General features: G+C 72.7%; 13 protein-coding genes. 5 read left to right on the forward strand and 8 right to left on the reverse strand.

From position 1 onward, the window contains the following. The first annotated feature begins 352 nt into the window (after positions 1 to 352). From BOQ63_RS12750 to BOQ63_RS12770, 5 genes are all read left to right on the forward strand, one after another. Positions 353 to 1240, forward strand: coding sequence for an FAD binding domain-containing protein (locus BOQ63_RS12750; RefSeq protein ID WP_030282937.1), 888 nt, complete (start codon positions 353 to 355; stop codon positions 1238 to 1240). Further along, entirely contained in the window at positions 1237 to 1719 is a 483-nt protein-coding gene (locus BOQ63_RS12755; RefSeq protein ID WP_030282939.1) for a (2Fe-2S)-binding protein, read from the forward strand. Before BOQ63_RS12750 ends, BOQ63_RS12755 begins: the two co-directional genes overlap by 4 nt. Then, positions 1719 to 4085 (forward strand): xanthine dehydrogenase subunit D, encoded by a 2367-nt coding sequence (pucD, locus tag BOQ63_RS12760; RefSeq protein ID WP_037829269.1) that lies wholly within the window; start codon positions 1719 to 1721, stop codon positions 4083 to 4085. Before BOQ63_RS12755 ends, pucD begins: the two co-directional genes overlap by 1 nt. 301 nt (positions 4086 to 4386) lie before the next feature. After that, the gene (locus BOQ63_RS12765) at positions 4387 to 5871 is read left to right on the forward strand and encodes an NCS2 family permease (RefSeq protein ID WP_030282942.1); all 1485 of its coding nucleotides are present in this window, start codon (positions 4387 to 4389) and stop codon (positions 5869 to 5871) included. A gap of 143 nt (positions 5872 to 6014) precedes the next feature. Beyond that, positions 6015 to 7199: an XdhC family protein gene (locus BOQ63_RS12770; protein ID WP_030552181.1), complete on the forward strand. Its 1185-nt coding sequence runs from the start codon at positions 6015 to 6017 to the stop codon at positions 7197 to 7199. 17 nt (positions 7200 to 7216) lie between these two features. Here the strand turns inward: BOQ63_RS12770 and BOQ63_RS12775 are convergent, their stop codons facing one another. The 8 genes from BOQ63_RS12775 to alc all read right to left on the reverse strand — a co-directional run bounded on the left by BOQ63_RS12775 (position 7217) and on the right by alc (position 16917). Next, positions 7217 to 7840, reverse strand: a complete 624-nt coding sequence (locus BOQ63_RS12775; RefSeq protein WP_030282947.1) for a LysE family translocator — start codon at positions 7838 to 7840, stop codon at positions 7217 to 7219. A gap of 124 nt (positions 7841 to 7964) precedes the next feature. After that, the gene (locus BOQ63_RS12780; RefSeq protein ID WP_072654265.1) at positions 7965 to 9725 is read right to left on the reverse strand and encodes an SDR family oxidoreductase; all 1761 of its coding nucleotides are present in this window, start codon (positions 9723 to 9725) and stop codon (positions 7965 to 7967) included. Beyond that, the gene (locus BOQ63_RS12785) at positions 9722 to 10654 is read right to left on the reverse strand and encodes a M24 family metallopeptidase (protein ID WP_072654266.1); all 933 of its coding nucleotides are present in this window, start codon (positions 10652 to 10654) and stop codon (positions 9722 to 9724) included. The genes BOQ63_RS12780 and BOQ63_RS12785 overlap by 4 nt, the downstream gene beginning before the upstream one ends. 15 nt (positions 10655 to 10669) lie before the next feature. After that, positions 10670 to 11758 (reverse strand): PDR/VanB family oxidoreductase, encoded by a 1089-nt coding sequence (locus BOQ63_RS12790; protein ID WP_072654267.1) that lies wholly within the window; start codon positions 11756 to 11758, stop codon positions 10670 to 10672. Between the two features lie 35 nt (positions 11759 to 11793). Continuing rightward, positions 11794 to 12711, reverse strand: a complete 918-nt coding sequence (locus BOQ63_RS12795) for a metal-dependent hydrolase (protein ID WP_033351831.1) — start codon at positions 12709 to 12711, stop codon at positions 11794 to 11796. A 195-nt stretch (positions 12712 to 12906) separates the two neighbouring features. Beyond that, positions 12907 to 13686, reverse strand: coding sequence for an IclR family transcriptional regulator (locus BOQ63_RS12800; protein ID WP_046387358.1), 780 nt, complete (start codon positions 13684 to 13686; stop codon positions 12907 to 12909). A 392-nt stretch (positions 13687 to 14078) separates the two neighbouring features. After that, complete coding sequence (locus BOQ63_RS12805) at positions 14079 to 15539, reverse strand: catalase (protein ID WP_030282960.1); 1461 nt, start codon at positions 15537 to 15539, stop codon at positions 14079 to 14081. Between the two features lie 103 nt (positions 15540 to 15642). Continuing rightward, complete coding sequence (alc, locus tag BOQ63_RS12810; RefSeq protein WP_043388451.1) at positions 15643 to 16917, reverse strand: allantoicase; 1275 nt, start codon at positions 16915 to 16917, stop codon at positions 15643 to 15645. Positions 16918 to 16977: the final 60 nt, after the last annotated feature.

Genomic DNA, 16977 nt, shown 5'->3' on the forward strand with positions numbered 1-16977 from the left:
TGGACCAGGGGGTGGAACGGGGAAGGGAGCCGGATCGAGGGGGTGGGGTGGCCGGACACGCGGTCCGGGGGTGACAGTGTGCCCGAACATCCGTGCTCGGCGTTACGTACCAGCGGCTCACCGGGTCCCGGGGCCGTAGCCCGCGAATCACGGCCGGATTACGGTCGTAGGTAGCACCCGGCCAACACCTGGGCTGCGGGATTCTCCTGCTTAGAGGAACGTACAGGATGCCGGGCGGGCTCACAGCCGGGGCTTCATGCCATCGGTGACTGCCAGTGGCCCCGGTCACAGGGGTTCACTGGGCGACACGCCGCCGGACACCCGGTCGGCGAACACTTGAGGAGACACCCGCATGGAGTTCCTTCGGCCCGCCACCTGGGACGAGGCTCTCGCGGCGAAGGCTGAGTACCCGACCGCGTTGCCCATCGCGGGCGGCACGGACGTCATGGTCGAGCTGAACTTCGACGTGCACCGGCCATCCGCGATTCTCGACCTGAACCGCGTCACCGAGCTCACCGAATGGACGAACGACGGCAGCGTCGTCCGGCTCGGCGCCTCCGTCCCGTACGCCCGGATCATCTCGGAGCTGTCCGGGCCGCTGCCCGGGCTCGCGCTGGCGGCCCACACCGTCGGCTCACCGCAGATCCGCAACCGCGGCGGCGTCGGCGGCAACCTGGGCGCGGCCTCCCCGGCCGGTGACTCCCACCCGGCGCTGCTGGCGGCCGGACGGGACGTCCACGTCGAGGCGGCCTCGGTGCGCGGCACCCGGCTGATCCCGATCGACGAGTTCTACGTCGGGGTCAAGCGCAACTGCCTGGAGGCCGACGAGCTGATCCGGGCCGTGCACGTGCCGGTCGCGGACGGCCCGCAGCAGTTCTCGAAGATCGGCACCCGCAACGCGATGGTGATCGCGGTGTGCGCCTTCGGCTTCGCCCTGCACCCGAAGAACGGGACCGTGGGCACCGGTATCGGTTCGGCTGCCCCCACGCCGCGCCGCGCCGTCGAGGCCGAGGAGTACCTCCAGGGTGTGCTCGCCGAGCGCGGGCTCTGGGAGAGCGGGGAGCTGCTGGGCACCGAGGTGGTCCAGCGCTTCGGCGAGCTGGTGAAGGCCGCCGCCTCCCCGATCGACGACGTCCGGGGCACCGCCGACTACCGGCGGCACGCGCTGGCCGTGATGGCCCGCCGCACCCTCACCTGGTGTTGGAACGACTACGGCAAGCAGATCAGGAGCGCGGCATGAGGGTCACGTTCACCGCCAACGGCAAGCCCGTCGAGGCAGACGACGTCTGGGAGGGCGAGAGCCTGCTCTACGTGCTGCGCGAGCGCGTCGGCCTGCCGGGCTCGAAGAACGCCTGTGAGCAGGGCGAGTGCGGTTCCTGCACCGTCTACCTGGACGGCGTGCCGGTCTGCTCCTGCCTGGTCGCGGCCGGCCAGGTGCAGGACCGCGAGGTGCGCACGGTCGAGGGCCTGGCCGAGGAAACCGGCGAGCTGGGCCTGGTCCAGCAGGCCTTCGTCGACGCCGGGGCCGTCCAGTGCGGCTTCTGCACCCCCGGCCTGCTCGTGCAGACCGACGCCCTGCTGGAGAAGGACGCCCAGCCGAGCGACAACGACATCCGCGAGGCGCTGTCGGGCAACCTGTGCCGCTGCACCGGCTACGAGAAGATCATGGACGCGGTGCGGCTCGCCTCGGCCCGCAAGTGCGCCAGGGAGGTTTCCTGATGGCTACGCGGACCATCCAGGGTCAGAAGAACCTGCAGAACATCAACCAGGCCTCCAAGGACGGCATCGGCGGCTCGCCGCTGCGCCCGGACGGCAACCTCAAGGTCAGGGGCGAGTTCGCGTACTCGTCCGACCTGTGGCACGAGGACATGCTCTGGGGTATGGCGCTGCGCTCGCCGCACCCCCGGGCGAACATCCTCTCGGTGGACATCTCCGAGGCGCTCAAGGTGCCCGGTGTCTACGCCGTGCTGACCCACGAGGACATCCCCGGCTCCAAGTACTACGGCCTGGAGATCCGGGACCAGCCGGTCCTGGCCATCGACAAGATCCGGTACCACGGCGAGGCGATCGCGCTGGTCGCCGCCGACCACCCGGAGACGGCCCGGCGCGCGGTGAAGAAGATCAAGGTCGAGTACGAGGTGCTCACCCCGATCGTCACCGAGGAGCAGTGCCTGGACCCGGAGACCCACGGGTACGTCCACGAGCCGCACGAGTACAAGTCGCACGCGTACGGCAACATCTGCCACGAGCAGAAGCTGGTCTCCGGCCTCGGCGTGACCGACGAGGTGCGGGCGATGGCGGACGTCATCGTCAGCGGCGACTACGAGGTCGGCATGCAGGACCAGGCCTTCCTCGGCCCCGAGTCCGGCCTGGCCGTGCCCGCCGAGGACGGCGGCATCGACCTCTACATCGCCACCCAGTGGCTGCACGTGGACCGGGAGCAGATGGCCCCGGTGCTGGACCTGCCCGAGGAGAAGGTCCGGCTCACGCTGGCCGGCGTCGGCGGCGCCTTCGGCGGCCGCGAGGACATCTCGATGCAGATCCACGCCTGCCTGCTGGCCCAGCACACCGACAAGCCGGTCAAGATCGTCTACTCCCGGGACGAGTCCTTCTACGGCCACGTCCACCGCCACCCGGCGCGGATGCACTACGAGCACGGCGCCACACGCGACGGCAAGCTGGTCTTCGCCGACTGCCGGATCGTGCTGGACGGCGGCGCCTACGCCTCCGCCTCCCCCGCCGTGGTCGGCAACGCCGCCTCGCTGGGGCACGGCCCGTACGTGATCCCGAACGTGAAGATGCACGCCATCGCGCTCTACAGCAACAACCCGTCCTGCGGGGCGATGCGCGGCTTCGGCGCGGTGCAGGCGGCGTTCGGCTACGAGTCGCAGATGGACAAGCTGGCCGCCGAACTCGGCATGGACCCGGTGGAGCTGCGGCAGCTGAACGCCATGTCGGAGGGCGACTTCATGCCCACCGGCCAGCAGATCGACTCCCCCGCGCCGGTGGCCGAACTGCTGCAGCGCGCCAAGGACATGCCGCTGCCGCCGCCGCTGGACACCGAGCACCTGGACGTCCGCGCGCTGCCCGGCGCGCTGTCCAACACCTCGCACGGCGAGGGCATCGTGCGCGGGGTCGGCTACTCGGTCGGCATCAAGAACGTCGGCTTCTCCGAGGGCTTCGACGACTACTCCACCGCCCGGGTGCGGCTGGAGGTGATCGGCGGCGAGCCGGTCGCCATGGTGCACACCGCGATGGCCGAGGTCGGCCAGGGCGGCGTCACCGTGCACGCCCAGATCGTCCGCACCGAGCTGGGCGTCGAGCAGGTCACCATCCACCCGGCCAACACCGAGGTGGGATCGGCCGGTTCGACCTCCGCCTCGCGCCAGACGTACATGACCGGCGGTGCTGTGAAGCTGGCCGCCGAGGCCGTCGGGCGGGCGCTGATCGAGAAGGGCCGGCGCCGCTACGGCTGGACCCACCAGGACATCACGCTGGCCGGCGGCAAGGTCGTCTCGGAGAGCGCCGGCGTGCTCGTCCCGATGGTGGACCTGCTCGGCGACGAGGCGATCGACCTCACCCGCGAGCACCACCACCGGCCCACCCAGGCCTTCGACAAGGAGACCGGCCAGGGCTTCGGCCACGTCCAGTACACCTTCTGCGCCAACCGCGCGGTGGTGGACGTGGACGTGGAGCTGGGCCTGGTCAAGGTGGTCGAGCTCACCGCCGTCCAGGACGTCGGCAAGGCGCTCAACCCGCTCTCCGTGGTCGGCCAGATCCAGGGCGGCTGCACCCAGGCGCTCGGGCTCGCGGTGATGGAGGAGATCATCGTCCGCGACGGGAAGGTGCGCAACGCCTCCTTCACCGACTACCTGATCCCCACCATCCTGGACACCCCGCCGATCCCGGTGGACGTCCTCGAACTGCCCGACCCGCACGCCCCGTACGGGCTGCGCGGCGTCGGTGAGGCGCCGACCGTGTCGGCGACCCCCTCCATCGTGGCGGCGATCCGCAACGCGACCGGTCTCGCGCTCAACCGGATCCCGGTCCGGCCCGAGCACCTGACCACCGAACAGCCCGGCTGACCCCCGGAGTTCGGCTCCACGGCACCACCGCACAGCAGCACCGAACAGCACTGCCGAACAGCACAACCGAGCAGTACTTCCCGGGGCGGCGACGAGTCTTCCCCGCCGCCCCGGGGACCCCCACCCGCTGCCCTCCCACGCCGGGGTTCCGCAGTGGTGCGCACCACCCTCTCTGCACCGCTGGCACTCCCCCCGAAGAGTGCCCCAGTGAGTCGATACCGTCCCCCTGCCGCCAACTTCGTTGACTGGCAACCAGGTCGGCTCGCCCCACCCCAACCCCCATTGACACTTGGGAGTGGACATGACCAGGATCCCCACGGAGCCCGGCACCACCGAAGCAGACAGACCCACCGGGGACGAGACCCACCCCTCGCCCCCGGCACCAGGGCCGAAGGGCGCACTCGACGCGTACTTCAAGATCTCGGCCCGCGGCTCGACCCTCGCCAACGAACTGCGTGGTGGCGTCACCACCTTCATGGCGATGGCGTACATCATCCTGCTCAACCCGCTGATCCTCAGCGGCGCGGACGTCACCGGCGTGAAGCTCGACCACGCCGCGCTGACCACCGCCACGGCCCTCGCCGCCGCCGTCACCACCATCCTGATGGGCCTGGTCGGCAACGTGCCGCTGGCCCTCGCCGCCGGGCTCTCGGTCTCCGGCGCGGTCTCCGCGCTCGTCGTACCGCACACCAGCTGGTCCCAGGCCATGGGCCTGTGCGTGATCTACGGCCTGCTGATCGTGCTGCTGGTGGTTTCCGGACTGCGCGAGAAGATCATGAACGGCATCCCGCTGCCGCTCAAACACGCGATCACCATCGGCATCGGCCTGTTCGTCACGGTCATCGGCCTCTACAAGGCCGGCTTCGTGCACACCGGCGGCCCCACCCCGCTCTCGCTCGGCCCGTTCGGCGAACTCTCCGGCTGGCCCGTCCTGATCTTCTGCCTCACCCTGCTCACGATCTTCGTGCTGATGGCGCGCGGCGTGCGCGGCGCGATCCTGATCGGCATCGCCGGCGGCACCGTGGTCGCGATGGCCGTCGACAAGCTCGCCCACGTACCCGCCAAGGCCTGGGCGAACTCCGTCCCGGTGTGGCCCGGCAGCCCCGTCGCCGCCCCCGACTTCAGCCTGTTCGGCCACGTCGACCTGTTCGGCGCCTTCGGCGGCAGGGGGATGGGCGCGATCAGCGCCTCCGTCGCGGTGTTCACCCTGGTCCTGGCCGGCTTCTTCGACGCCATGGCCACCATCATCGGCGTCGGCACCGAGGCCGGACTGGCGGACCGGCAGGGCCGGATGCCCGGCCTGTCCAAGGCCCTGTTCGTCGACGGCGCCGGCGGTGCGATCGGCGGCCTGGCGGGCGCCTCCGGCCAGACCGTCTTCGTCGAGTCCGCGACCGGTGTCGGCGACGGCGCCCGGACCGGCCTCGCCTCCACCGTCACCGGCGCCCTGTTCGCGCTGATGCTGTTCTTCTCGCCGCTGGCCGGCATCGTCCCGGTCGAGGTCGCCTCCGCCGCCCTGGTGGTGATCGGCTCGATGATGATGAGCCAGGCCCGGCACATCGACTGGTCCGACCGCGAGGTCGCCATCCCGGCCTTCCTGACCTCCGTGCTGATGCCCTTCACCTACAGCATCACGGCGGGCGTCGCCGCCGGCGTCATCTCCTACTCGGTGATCAAGGCCGGGCAGGGCAAGTGGCGCGAGCCCGGGCTGCTGATGTGGATCCTCACCGGGGTGTTCGTCCTGTACTTCGCACTCAGCCCGATCAAGTCCTGGCTGGGCGTGCACTAGCCGGTCCTTGGGCGCCACCGCCCTGCGGGCACCACCGCCTGCGGGTACCAGCGCACCTTTTGGCACCACCGCCGCCGTACGGGATCGTTTCCCGTACGGCGGCGTCTCCCGCTACTGTCGAAACCGTGTAAGGAGCCTCCGACATGCAGGACATCGCCGAGCAGTTGCAGGCCTGGCACGCGTCCGGGCGCTCCTTCGCCGTGGCCACCGTGGTCGGCGTCTCCGGCAGCGCCCCGCGCGACCCTGGCGCCGCCCTGGCCGTCGACGCGGCCGGCGAGGCGGTCGGCAGCGTCTCCGGCGGGTGCGTCGAAGGTGCGGTGTACGAGCTCTGCCAGGCCGCCGTCGAATCCGGCGAACCGGTGCTGGAGCGCTTCGGCTACAGCGACGAGGACGCCTTCGCCGTCGGGCTGACCTGCGGAGGGATCCTCGACGTGTTCGTCCAGCCGGTCGTCCCCGGGGCCGCCCCGGGAATGGACGCCGGCCTCGCCCTCATCGCCGACGGCACGCCCGTCGCCCTCGCCCGGATCATCGCCGGACCGGCCGGAATGCTCGGCGCCACCATCGCCGTCACCGCCACCGGACAGCACGGGGCACTCTCCGTCGGACCGTCCACGGTGGGCGCCCTGGAGCGCTCCCTCGTCGCCGAGGCCCGGGCCATGCTGGACGCCGGCCGGACCGGGCGGATCGTGCTCGGCCTCGACGGACGGCCCTGCGACGAGCACGGGCAGGGCACGGTCACCTGCTTCGTCGAGTCCTACGTGCCCGCGCCGAGGATGCTGGTCTTCGGCGCCATCGACTTCGCCGCCGCCGTGGTGCGGATCGGCAAGTTCCTCGGCTACCACGTCACCGTCTGCGACGCCCGGCCCGTCTTCGCCACCACCCGGCGCTTCCCCGAGGCCGACGAGGTCGTCGTCGACTGGCCGCACCGCTACCTGGACTCCCAGCTCGGCCGGATCGACGGGCGCACCGTGCTGTGCGTGCTCACCCACGACGCCAAGTTCGACGTCCCGCTGCTGGAACGCGCCCTGCGGCTGCCGGTCGGCTACGTCGGCGCGATGGGCTCCCGGCGCACCCACCGCGACCGGCAGGCCAAGCTGCGCGAAGCCGGGCTCACCGACGCCGAACTCGCCCGGCTGCGCTCCCCCATCGGCCTCGACCTCGGCTCCCGCACCCCGGAGGAGACCGCCGTCTCCGTCGCCGCCGAGATCGTCGCCCACCGTCGCGGCGGCAGCTGCCTGCCGCTGAGCGCAGGCGACGGGCCGATCCACCACGACGCCGCGGCCGCCGCGGAGGAGCCGCAGGCCGCACGGCGGACCGACGCCGCCTGAGGCCCGGGGCGGCCCCTTCAGTCGGCCAGCGCCAGCTTCAGGCCGAAGCCCACCACCACGGCGCCGGTCACCCGGTCCATCACCCGCCGGGCCGCCGGGCGGCGCAGCCAGCCCCGCAGCACCCGGGCGAAGCCGACCAGCAAGGTCGACCAGAGCACGCCCTCCACGACGTGCACGCAGGTCAGCGCCACCCCGGCGGCGAAGTGCGGGGCCCCGGCGGGGATGAACTGCGGCAGCACGGCCACGTAGAACACCCCGACCTTGGGGTTCAGCAGGTTGGTCAGCGTGCCGCGCCGCCAGCCGTGCCCGAATCCGCCCTCGACGGACTCCTCCTGCTCGGCCGCGGCCTCGGTCCCTCGCTTGCGCAGCATCCCGACGCCCATCCACACCAGGTAGGCGGCCCCGGCCCAGCGCAGGACCTCGTACGCCACCTGCGAGGCGGTCAGCAGCGCCGTCACCCCGGCCGAGGTCAGCGTCCCCCAGATCAGCGTCCCGGTCTGGATGCCCAGCACCACGCCCCAGGCCTGCCGCCGCCGCCCGAGCGCGGAGGTCCGCAGGATCAGCGCGGTGTCGAGCCCGGGCGTGAGCGTGAGCAGCCCCACGACGAGGGCGAAGGACCACAGGGCGGTTGTCATCTCCATGGGCCCGGATGCTCTCACACGCCCGATGACGCGTTCACACGCCCTGTTCCACCGGCCCGATGAGGCCGGGCAACCCGCCGCCGGCGAGCCAGGCCAGGAACGCATCGCAGGCCCGGCAGTCGCTTCAGGTGACGTTGAGGCGGGCGGCGAGGCGGAGGAGGCCGGGGCTGAGCCGGGAGAGGAGGCGGGCGGCCTTGGCCTCGGGGGTGACCGGAACGACGGGCTTGCCGGTCCGGACGGCGGCGAGGATCGCGGTGGCGACCTTCTCCGGCGGGAAGCCGCGGCGGGCGTAGAGCCTGGCGGCGCGGACCTGCTTGGCGGTCTGCTCGGCCGCCGTGCTGGCGGAGAAGGTGGAGGTGCGGGTGATGTTGGTGTTGACGATGCCGGGGCAGATGGTGGACACGCCGATGCCGTGGCCCACGAACTCGGCGCGCAGGCAGTCCGAGAGCATGAACACGGCGGCCTTGCTGGTGGCGTAGGCGGTGAGCGCCTTGGAGGGGAGGTAGGCGGCGGCCGAGGAGACGTTGACGACGTGGCCGCCCTGGCCGCGGTCGGCCATCAGGGCGCCGAAGGCGCGGCAGCCGTGGATCACGCCCCAGAGGTTGACGTCCAGGACGCGCTGCCACTCCTTCTCGGTGGTCTGCAGGAAGGTCCCGGAGTGGCCGATGCCGGCGTTGTTGACCACCACGTCGGGCACGCCGTGATCGGCGGCGACGCGCTGGGCGAAGGCGTCCACCGCAGCGCCGTCGGAGACGTCCACCCGGTAGGCGTGTGCCTGCGGGCCGATCAGCGAGGCGAGTTCGGCGGTGCGCTCGGCGGCCGCGAGGTCCAGGTCGCAGACCACCACCCGGGCGCCGTCCTCGGCGAAGGCGAGCGCGGTGGCCCGTCCGATGCCGCTGCCGCCGCCGGTGACGACGACCAGGCGGCCGTCGCCGTCGGCCTCCCGGGACCGTCCCGACTCGATCCGGGCGGTGAACTCGCGGACCATGCCGGCCACGGTGGCTCCCTTCTCCAGCAGCGCCGACCAGTGGCCGGCGTGCAGTGTGCGTCGGGTCAGATCGGGCACCCAGCGCTCCAGGCCCTCGGAGAGGTAGGTGCCGACGTAGCGGTCCCGGGTGAGGGTGATCAGCTGGACCGGGACCTCGGTCGGGCGTTCGCGCGGACTTCCCATCGTGGGGCGGAAGTTGGCCCGGTACAGCTCGATGCCGCGGACCGCGTCCCGGCGCAGGGTGCGCTGCGGGTGGTCGGCGCGCGGGGTGACGTGCTCCAGGTCGCGCAGCACCCGCGGCCAGGCCCGGGCGAGGCCGAGGCGCCAGGCGGCCGGGGCCAGGTAGGGCAGGTGGAAGACGGTGATGTACCAGGAGTGCAGGCCCTGGTGGAGCAGTTGCCAGAGGTGGCGCGGGGTGGGGCGGCGCAGCCGGTGGCGCAACCAGTAGCCCATGTGGTCCAGGCTGGGGCCGGACAGGGTGGTGTAGGAGGCGATCCGGTGCCGGGCGCCGGGCACGGTGACGGCCTCCCAGGACTGGATCGAGCCCCAGTCGTGGGCGACCAGGTGCACCGGGCGGTCGGGGCTGACGGCTTCGGCGACGGCGAACAGGTCGTCGGCGAGCCGCTCCAGGCGGTAGCCGTCGCGGTCCGCCGGGGCGGCCGACTCGCCGGCGCCGCGCACGTCGTAGCGGACCACGTGGTGGTCACGGGCGAGATCGGCGGCGATGTCGTCCCAGACGATGTGGGTGTCCGGGTAGCCGTGCACCAGGAGGACGGTGGGGGCCTGCGGGTCGCCCTGCTCGAAGACGGCGAGCGGGAGTCCGCCGGAGTGGACGGTCCGGCGGCGGACCGGGGGCGTCGGCGCGGGCGACGGGGCTGGCGACGGCGGGGGCGTCATCGGGTGACCTCCAGGGTGGTCGGCTCGTCAGTGGGCTCGGTCCGCTCGGTCGGCTCGGTGGCCGCGGCGGTCCCGGCGGACCAGCGGCGGACGTGCGGGAGGTCGTCGTCGAGCCAGTGGGCGTCGTCCTCGGTGACCACCAGCAGTTCCTCGAACTTGATGCCCACGCCGCGGAACCCGATGTGCGGTTCGACCGCCCACAGGCCCGGGGTGGGCGCGTGCCGGGACGACCGGCCGTCCGCCCACAGCGGCGAACGGCCGTGCAGGCGCTCGGAGATGAGCTCCCGGCCCAGGGTCTGCAGGGTGCGCACGCCGAAGCCGAGGACGTTCACCCCGGCCGGGCCGCGCACGGTGGTACGGGTGACCTGGTGGCCGATCACCCGCCCCGGATAGACCTGGTGGCGGTTGTCGTAGCCGTGCGCGGCGATCTGCGCGTCCACCGCGGCGTACACCTCGTTGAGCGGTCGGCGGGCGCGCACCTCGGCGAGGATCAGCTCGCGGTAGACCTGGAGGTCGGCGGCCAGGCGGTCCCAGACCCGGTTCTCGCCGATCTTGCCGCCGTAGCCGATGTCCGCGGTGTAGCCGTCCACGACCGGCGCGCAGTCCAGCACGTACGGCATGCCCTCCTCCAACCTGCGGTTGCCGGCGAAGAACTGCAGCGGGGTGTGGAAGTGCCGGAAGGCCGTGCGGTCGCCGAACCAGGCGAAGGGGACGTGGAAGAAGTCCTGCACCCCGGCGGTGATCAGGCGGCGGCGCAGCTCGGCGGTGGCCTGCCGCTCGGTGACGCCCGGTTCGATCCAGGCGGCGACCTGTTCGGCGCAGTGGTAGGCGAGTTGCTGGGTCTCGCGGAAGCGGGCGAGGTCGCGCTCGGTGTACGGGAAGGCGGGCGTCGCTTTCACCGTCGGGGCCGTCGGGGCCGTCGGGGGCATCGAGGGGCTCTCCTTCTAGATGTCGAGCACGAGGGTCTCACCCTCGGCGGCCCGGGAGACGCAGGGCAGCAGGGCGCCGGCGGCGCGCTGTTCGGGAGTGAGGCGGCGGTCCCGGTGGTCGGGCCGACCGGCGAGCAGGCGCACCTCACAGGTGCCGCAGAAGCCCTGGTGGCAGGAGTACGGGAGGTCCGGACGGGCCTCGCGCAGCACATCCAGGGCGGAGCGGTCGGCGGGGACGTCCAGCGTCGGGCCGTCGGCGCCGATCCGGACGGCGAAGGGCTCGCCGTCGGTGATCGGGGCGGCGCCGAAGCGCTCGAAGTGCAGGGAGGCCGCGGGGGATGCGTCCAGGGCCCGCTGGACGGCGGCGAGCATCGGAGCCGGCCCGCAGCAGTAGACGGCGGCGCCGCGCGGGGCGTGGGCGAGCAGTTCGGCGCCGGTGGGGACGCCGCCGTGCTCGTCGTCGGTGCGCAGCACGACGCGGTGCGCGTCGAGGGCGCGCAGCTCGTCCGCGTAGGGCAGGGTGTCGGCGCTGCGGCCGACGTGGACCAGGCGCCAGTCGAGGCCGTGGCGCTGCGCCTCGCGGGCCATCGGCAGGAGCGGGGTGATGCCGATGCCTCCGGCGAGCAGGAGGACGGCGGGCTCGGCGCAGAAGGCGAAGCCGTTGCGCGGGCGGCGGGCGGTGAGGCGGGCACCCGGGTGCAGGGTGTCGTGGACCTCGGCCGATCCGCCGCCGCCCCCGGGCAGTCGCCGGACGGCGATCCGGTAGCGGAGGCGGTCGGCGGGGTCGCCGCTGAGCGAGTAGTGGCGCTCGCGGCCGGAGGGTAGGGCGAGACGCAGGTGGGCGCCGGGCTGCCAGGGCGGCAGCGGGCCGCCGGATGGGTCGGCGAAGGTCAATTCAACGACTTCGGAGGCCAGTTGGCGGCGGGCGGCGACGGCCAGCTGCAGCGGCGGGGTGGGGCGGCTGAGCGGGCGGCGGGGGTTGCGCCGCAGCAGGGGGCCGCCGAGCGCCGGGGAGTAGCGGTCGCCGAAGGCGGTGAGTCGGCGGATGAAGGTGTCGGTGCGGGGGCGGCCGTAGAGGTCGGGGGGTGGGGTGGACAGGTCCATCCGGCGGGGTCCTTGGGGTGGGAGAGGGGCGGTTGTCACCCGTGCGCCGCCGCGGCGCGGGCGGCCGGGGAGGTGGCGAGGTAGCCCAGCGCCTGGCTGGAGGACCCCTCCTGGGTCGGGTGGTAGCCCGGCCGCAGGTAGCGCAGCCCGGAGCGGATCGAGCGGATCGGGTCGGGCAGCAGTCCGCGCCTGGCGATCCGGCCCGCCTCCCGCCAGCTGGGCTTGAGCCGCCCCTGCAGCGTCGGGTCGGCGGCGAGCAGGAAGCGGGCGCCGCGCACCCAGAGGTGCACCAGCAGCGGCCCGGACAGTGCCATCCCGCGGACCCGGCGCAGGTAGCCCGGGTCCAGGTGGACCATCAGGTCGAAGGCCACGCTGCGGTGCTCGACCTCCTCGGCGCCGTGCCAGCGCAGCAGGTCCAGCATCGTCGGATCGGCCTTGGCCCGGTCCAGGCCCGGGGAGTTGAGCGCCCAGTTGCCGAGGAAGGCGGTGAAGTGCTCGATCGCCGCGACGAAGGCGACCCGTTCGATGACGTTCTCCCTCCGCTGGGCCGGCGTCAGGCCGGGCTTGTCGCCCAGGACGCGCTGGAAGAGCCAGGAGACCTGCCGGACGTACGGGCGCGGGTCGAGGCCCTGGCCGAGCAGGTGGTCGAGCACCTCCTGGTGGGCCTCGGCGTGGATGGCCTCCTGCCCGATGAAGCCGAGCACCTCCTCGCGCAGTTGCTCGTCCCGGATGAGCGGCAGCGCCTCCTTGAACACCTTGACGAACCAGCGTTCACCCTCGGGCAGCAGCAGGTGCAGCACGTTGATCACGTGGGTGGCCATCGGCTCGTCCGGGATCCAGTGCAGCGGCAGCCGGGCCCAGTCGAAGCGGACGTCCCGGGGCTCCAGGACGAGGCTCTCGTGGACGCGCGCGGCAGGGGCGGCGAGGGCGGGGACGGGAGTGGAGCGGGGCATGGCAGGCCCTCCTGAGCTGGGGCGGCGGCTCGGCTTCAGGGAAACGTACTCGCGGGTAGCGGCCGGGGCAAGGGTTTCTCCCACCCTTATCGACATCCCGTCTAATAGTGTTTGCACCGCCGGGCGCCCCGGGAAACACGTGAGCCCCGCCGGATCCCGGCGGGGCTCCCTACGTGACCGACGACCGTGCGGCGCTCAGACCGCCATGGCCAGCATCAGCGGCGCGGCCCGGGCCGCCAGCAGCTCGGCGGCGGCTTTCAGCTTGTGGATGTTGTCCACCGGCATCGAGGTGGCCAGGCAGCCGACCGTGCTGCCCGCCGTGATCGGCACCGCCGCGCAGACCGTGCCGAGCGCGTACTCCTGGATGTCCAGCACCGGCACCGTGGCGGGCTGGCGCTCCAGCCGGTGCATCAACTGGTCGGCGTCCGTGACCGTACGGGAGGTGAGCCGGGCGACCGGGTGCCGGGAGAGGTGGTCCCGCCGCCCGTCCGAGTCGAGCTGGCTGAGCAGGCACTTGCCGATCGCACTGGCGTGTGCGGTGGCGCGGAAGTCCACCCACTCCTGCACGGCGGGCGCGTAGTCGGCCGCCGAGACCGCCTCGACCGTCAACTCCCCGTCGTGGTACCGGCTGAAGTACACCGCAGCACCCAACTCGTCCCGGAGTTCGGCAAGTTTGCGGTTCAGCCGGGCCTTGACGAGCTGTTCGCGGTTGTGCTGCCCGAGCAGGGCGAAGGTGCCGCCGAGCACCCAACCGCCGTCCTGGCACTGGAGGTAGCCCTCGATCTCCAGGATCTCCGCGAGCCGCCGGACGGTCGGCAGGCCCAGCGAGGTCTCCCGCGCGAGGGCGACCAGGGTGGCGCCGTCGGGGTGCCGGTCGACGGCCTCCAGCAGTCTGAGGGCGTGCTGCAGGGAGGTGAACGGGCCCGCCAGGCCCTGGTCCAGCGCGGCGTGACGACCCGGGGCTGGTGTCGACATGTCGTCCCCTTCCGATGTCCCCCCACGGAGCGACCGCGGGCAGTCTCCAGCCTATCCACCCCGGGGGCCGGTCGACTGCCGTCCGTGAATATCCGTGAACATTCCGTGGAGCAACCGCCGGTCGCCTGGTAGAAGGGGCGCACCGACCCGCCCGGCCCGCGCCCCCGCCCCGCGCGGCCCGCGCCCTCGGCCCGCGCGACCCGTGCCCGCGACCTGCGACCTGCGACCTGCGACCTGCGACCCCGGCCCGCATGAGCCGGGCCCCCGGGAACGCCCGACGGGCCCCTCCCCCACTGCCCGGGGGGGGAGGGGCTCGTCGGGCGGCCGCCGGGGTGCGGGCCCCGGCGGCCGTGAGGGTGCGGACGGATGGTCCGGTGAGGGCTTCCGGGGCGTCAGCCCTCGTCGCCCGCGCGGAGCCTGGCGACGGCCGCCTCGAGCCGCGCGCCGTACTCCTCGTCGGCGGCGTGGAAGTGGGCGAGGTTCTTCTCGACCACGTCGTCCCGGGCGACCTGCGACAGGGAGCCCGCGATGTTGTTGATCAGGCGGGTCTTCTCGCCCTCCGACATCAGCCGGTACAGCTCGCCGGCCTGGAAGAAGTCGTCGTCCTTGGTGTGGGCCGGCGTGGTGTAGGTGCCGGTGTGGCCGTCCAGCTTGAGCGGCGCGGCGAGCGCGCCGTCGGTCTGGACCGGGCCGTCGTACGAGTTGGGCTCGTAGTTCTTGCCGCGGCCGGCCGGGTTGAGCGCGTTGTGGCCGTCGCGCCCGTAGTTGTTGGCCTCGGTGGCGCGCGGGGCGTTCACCGGCAGCTGGGTGTGGTTGACCCCGAGGCGGTAGCGCTGGGCGTCGGCGTAGGCGAACAGCCGGCCCTGGAGCATCTTGTCCGGGGACGGGCCGATGCCGGGCACGAAGTTGTTCGGCGAGAACGCGGACTGCTCGACCTCGGCGAAGACGTTCTCCGGGTTCCGGTTGAGCACCAGGCGGCCGACCTTGACCAGCGGGTAGTCGGCGTGCGGCCACACCTTGGTGAGGTCGAAGGGGTTGAAGCGGTAGTCCGCGGCCTCGGCGACGGGCATCAGCTGGACGTAGAGGGTCCAGGACGGGAACACCCCGCGCTCGATGGCCTGGTGGAGGTCGCGCTGGTGCGAGTCGGCGTCGGCGCCGAGCACCTCGGCGGCCTGGTCGCCGTCCAGGCTGCGGATGCCCTGGTTGGTCTTGAAGTGGTACTTCACCCAGTAGGCCTCGCCCTCGGCGTTGACCCACTGGTAGGTGTGCGAGCCGTAGCCGTTCATGTGGCGGTACGAGGCCGGGATGCCGCGGTCGCCGAAGAGCCAGGTGATCTGGTGGGTCGAGGCCGGCGAGTGGGCCCAGAAGTCCCAGACGTTGTCCGCCTCCTGCACGCCGGTGTACGGGTCGCGCTTCTGCGAGTGGATGAAGTCGGGGAACTTGATCGGGTCCTTGATGAAGAACACCGGGGTGTTGTTGCCGACGAGGTCGTAGTTGCCCTCCTCGGTGTAGAACTTCACCGCGAAGCCGCGCGGGTCGCGCACCGCGTCGCCGGCGCCCAGGTTGCCGGCCACGGTGGAGAAGCGCAGGAAGAGTTCGGTGCGCTTGCCGACCTCGGACAGGAAGGCCGCCCGGGTGTACTTCGACACCTCGTCGGTGACCTCGAAGTAGCCGTACGCGCCGGAGCCGCGGGCGTGCACCACGCGCTCCGGGATGCGCTCGCGGTTGAAGCGGGCGAGCTTCTCCAGCAGGTGCTGGTCCTGGAGCAGCAGCGGGCCGTACTCACCGGCCGAGGCCGAGTTCTGGTTGTCGGCGACCGGGGCGCCGGACTCCGTGGTCAGGGTCTTGGACATGGAGGGTCCTTCAGGTGTCGATAAGGCGGTGCGTGGAGAGGTGGAGCGGGCGCGCGAGCCCCGACCCGGGAGACGGGCCCCGGGCCAGGCCGTAAGACAGGCCCTAGACGCCCAGCAGGCGCCACAGCGCCGAGCGGCGGCGGGCGGAGTGCTCGCCGTCCGGGCCGTCGGCCGGCTGGAGGGCGGCGACCGCGGCGGTGGCCGCCGCCGGGTCCGCCAGCGGGCGGGCGGCGGCCAGCGCGTCGGCCTCCTCGGAGGTCAGGCCGGCGTCGGCGAGGGCGGCCGCGGCCTCGGCGGCCGGGACCGCGTTGAACCAGCGCAGTGCGAGGGCCGCGCGGCCGGCCTCGGTGAGGCGGCCGGTGAGCCGCAGGCGGGCGAGGCCGCCGTCCGGGTAGACGTTGATCCGCACGTGGGTCACCGGGCGGCCGACGTCGAGCCGGAAGCGGTGCCGGGTGTCGGGCTGCAGGCGGGTCCGGGGAAGGATCTCGAACCACTCACCGTCGGCCGGTGTCTGTGAAGTCGCAGCCTGCCCGGTCGAGGCGTCGAAGCCGATCAGGTCGGCCCAGCCGGGGGCGTTGGCGACGAAGTGGGTGGTGTCCACCTCGGCGGCCAGGACCTCGCCGCCCCCGGCCAGGGCGATCTGCACCCAGTCGTTGGCCTTGTCGCGCCGACGCCGGGTCTCCCAGCCCTCGCCCATGACGGAGGCGCGACCGGGAGCGTTCAGGTTGTGCGGGGAGGAGAAGTAGCGGTCGGACGCCGCCTCGGCCACGCCGCCGTACTCCTGGGCGGCCAGGTCGAAGGTGAGGCCGTCCAGTTCGCGCGGGTCGGGCAGCACCTCACCGTGCACCCGCAGCCGGGCGACGCCGCCGTCCGGGAAGATGCTGAGCCGCACGTGGGTGTAGCGGGTGTCGTCCTGGACGGCGAACTCGTGGGCGGTGTCGCCCCGGAGCGGGGTGCGCGGCACGATGACGGTCCACTCGGCGTCCTGCAGTTCCTCGGGCGAGGGGTGCCCGGGGACGGAGGCCGCCTCGACCGAGGCGCTCTCCGGGTAGTTGCCGGTGAAGTGGGCGGTGTCGACGATCACGCCGCGGATCACGCCGCCGACGCCGAGCCGCACGATCGTCCAGTCGTGGTCCTGGTCGGTGGGGTGCGGCTGTTCGGCGGAGACGCCGCGGCGGCGCTTGGACTCCCAGCCGTCCATGATCTGGCCCTTGTGGCCGAAGGTGTGCGGGCGGAACTCGGCCGGCTTGGCCACCAGCAGGTTCTCGGCGTCCGCGAAGGTGTCCTCGTTGGTGGCGACGACGCCCGCGCCGAGCAGTCGGGAGGCCAGGTTGACCAGCTCGGTGAAGGGAGCGCTCGGGGTGTCGGCAGTGGTCACTGACTCTCCTCGGAAGACGTGTCGGTTCAGAAGGCGGTGCCGGCTCGGTCGCCGCTCCGG

Origin of the sequence: Streptomyces viridifaciens (assembly GCF_001888885.2) — a bacterium.
GTDB lineage: Bacteria > Actinomycetota > Actinomycetes > Streptomycetales > Streptomycetaceae > Kitasatospora > Kitasatospora aureofaciens.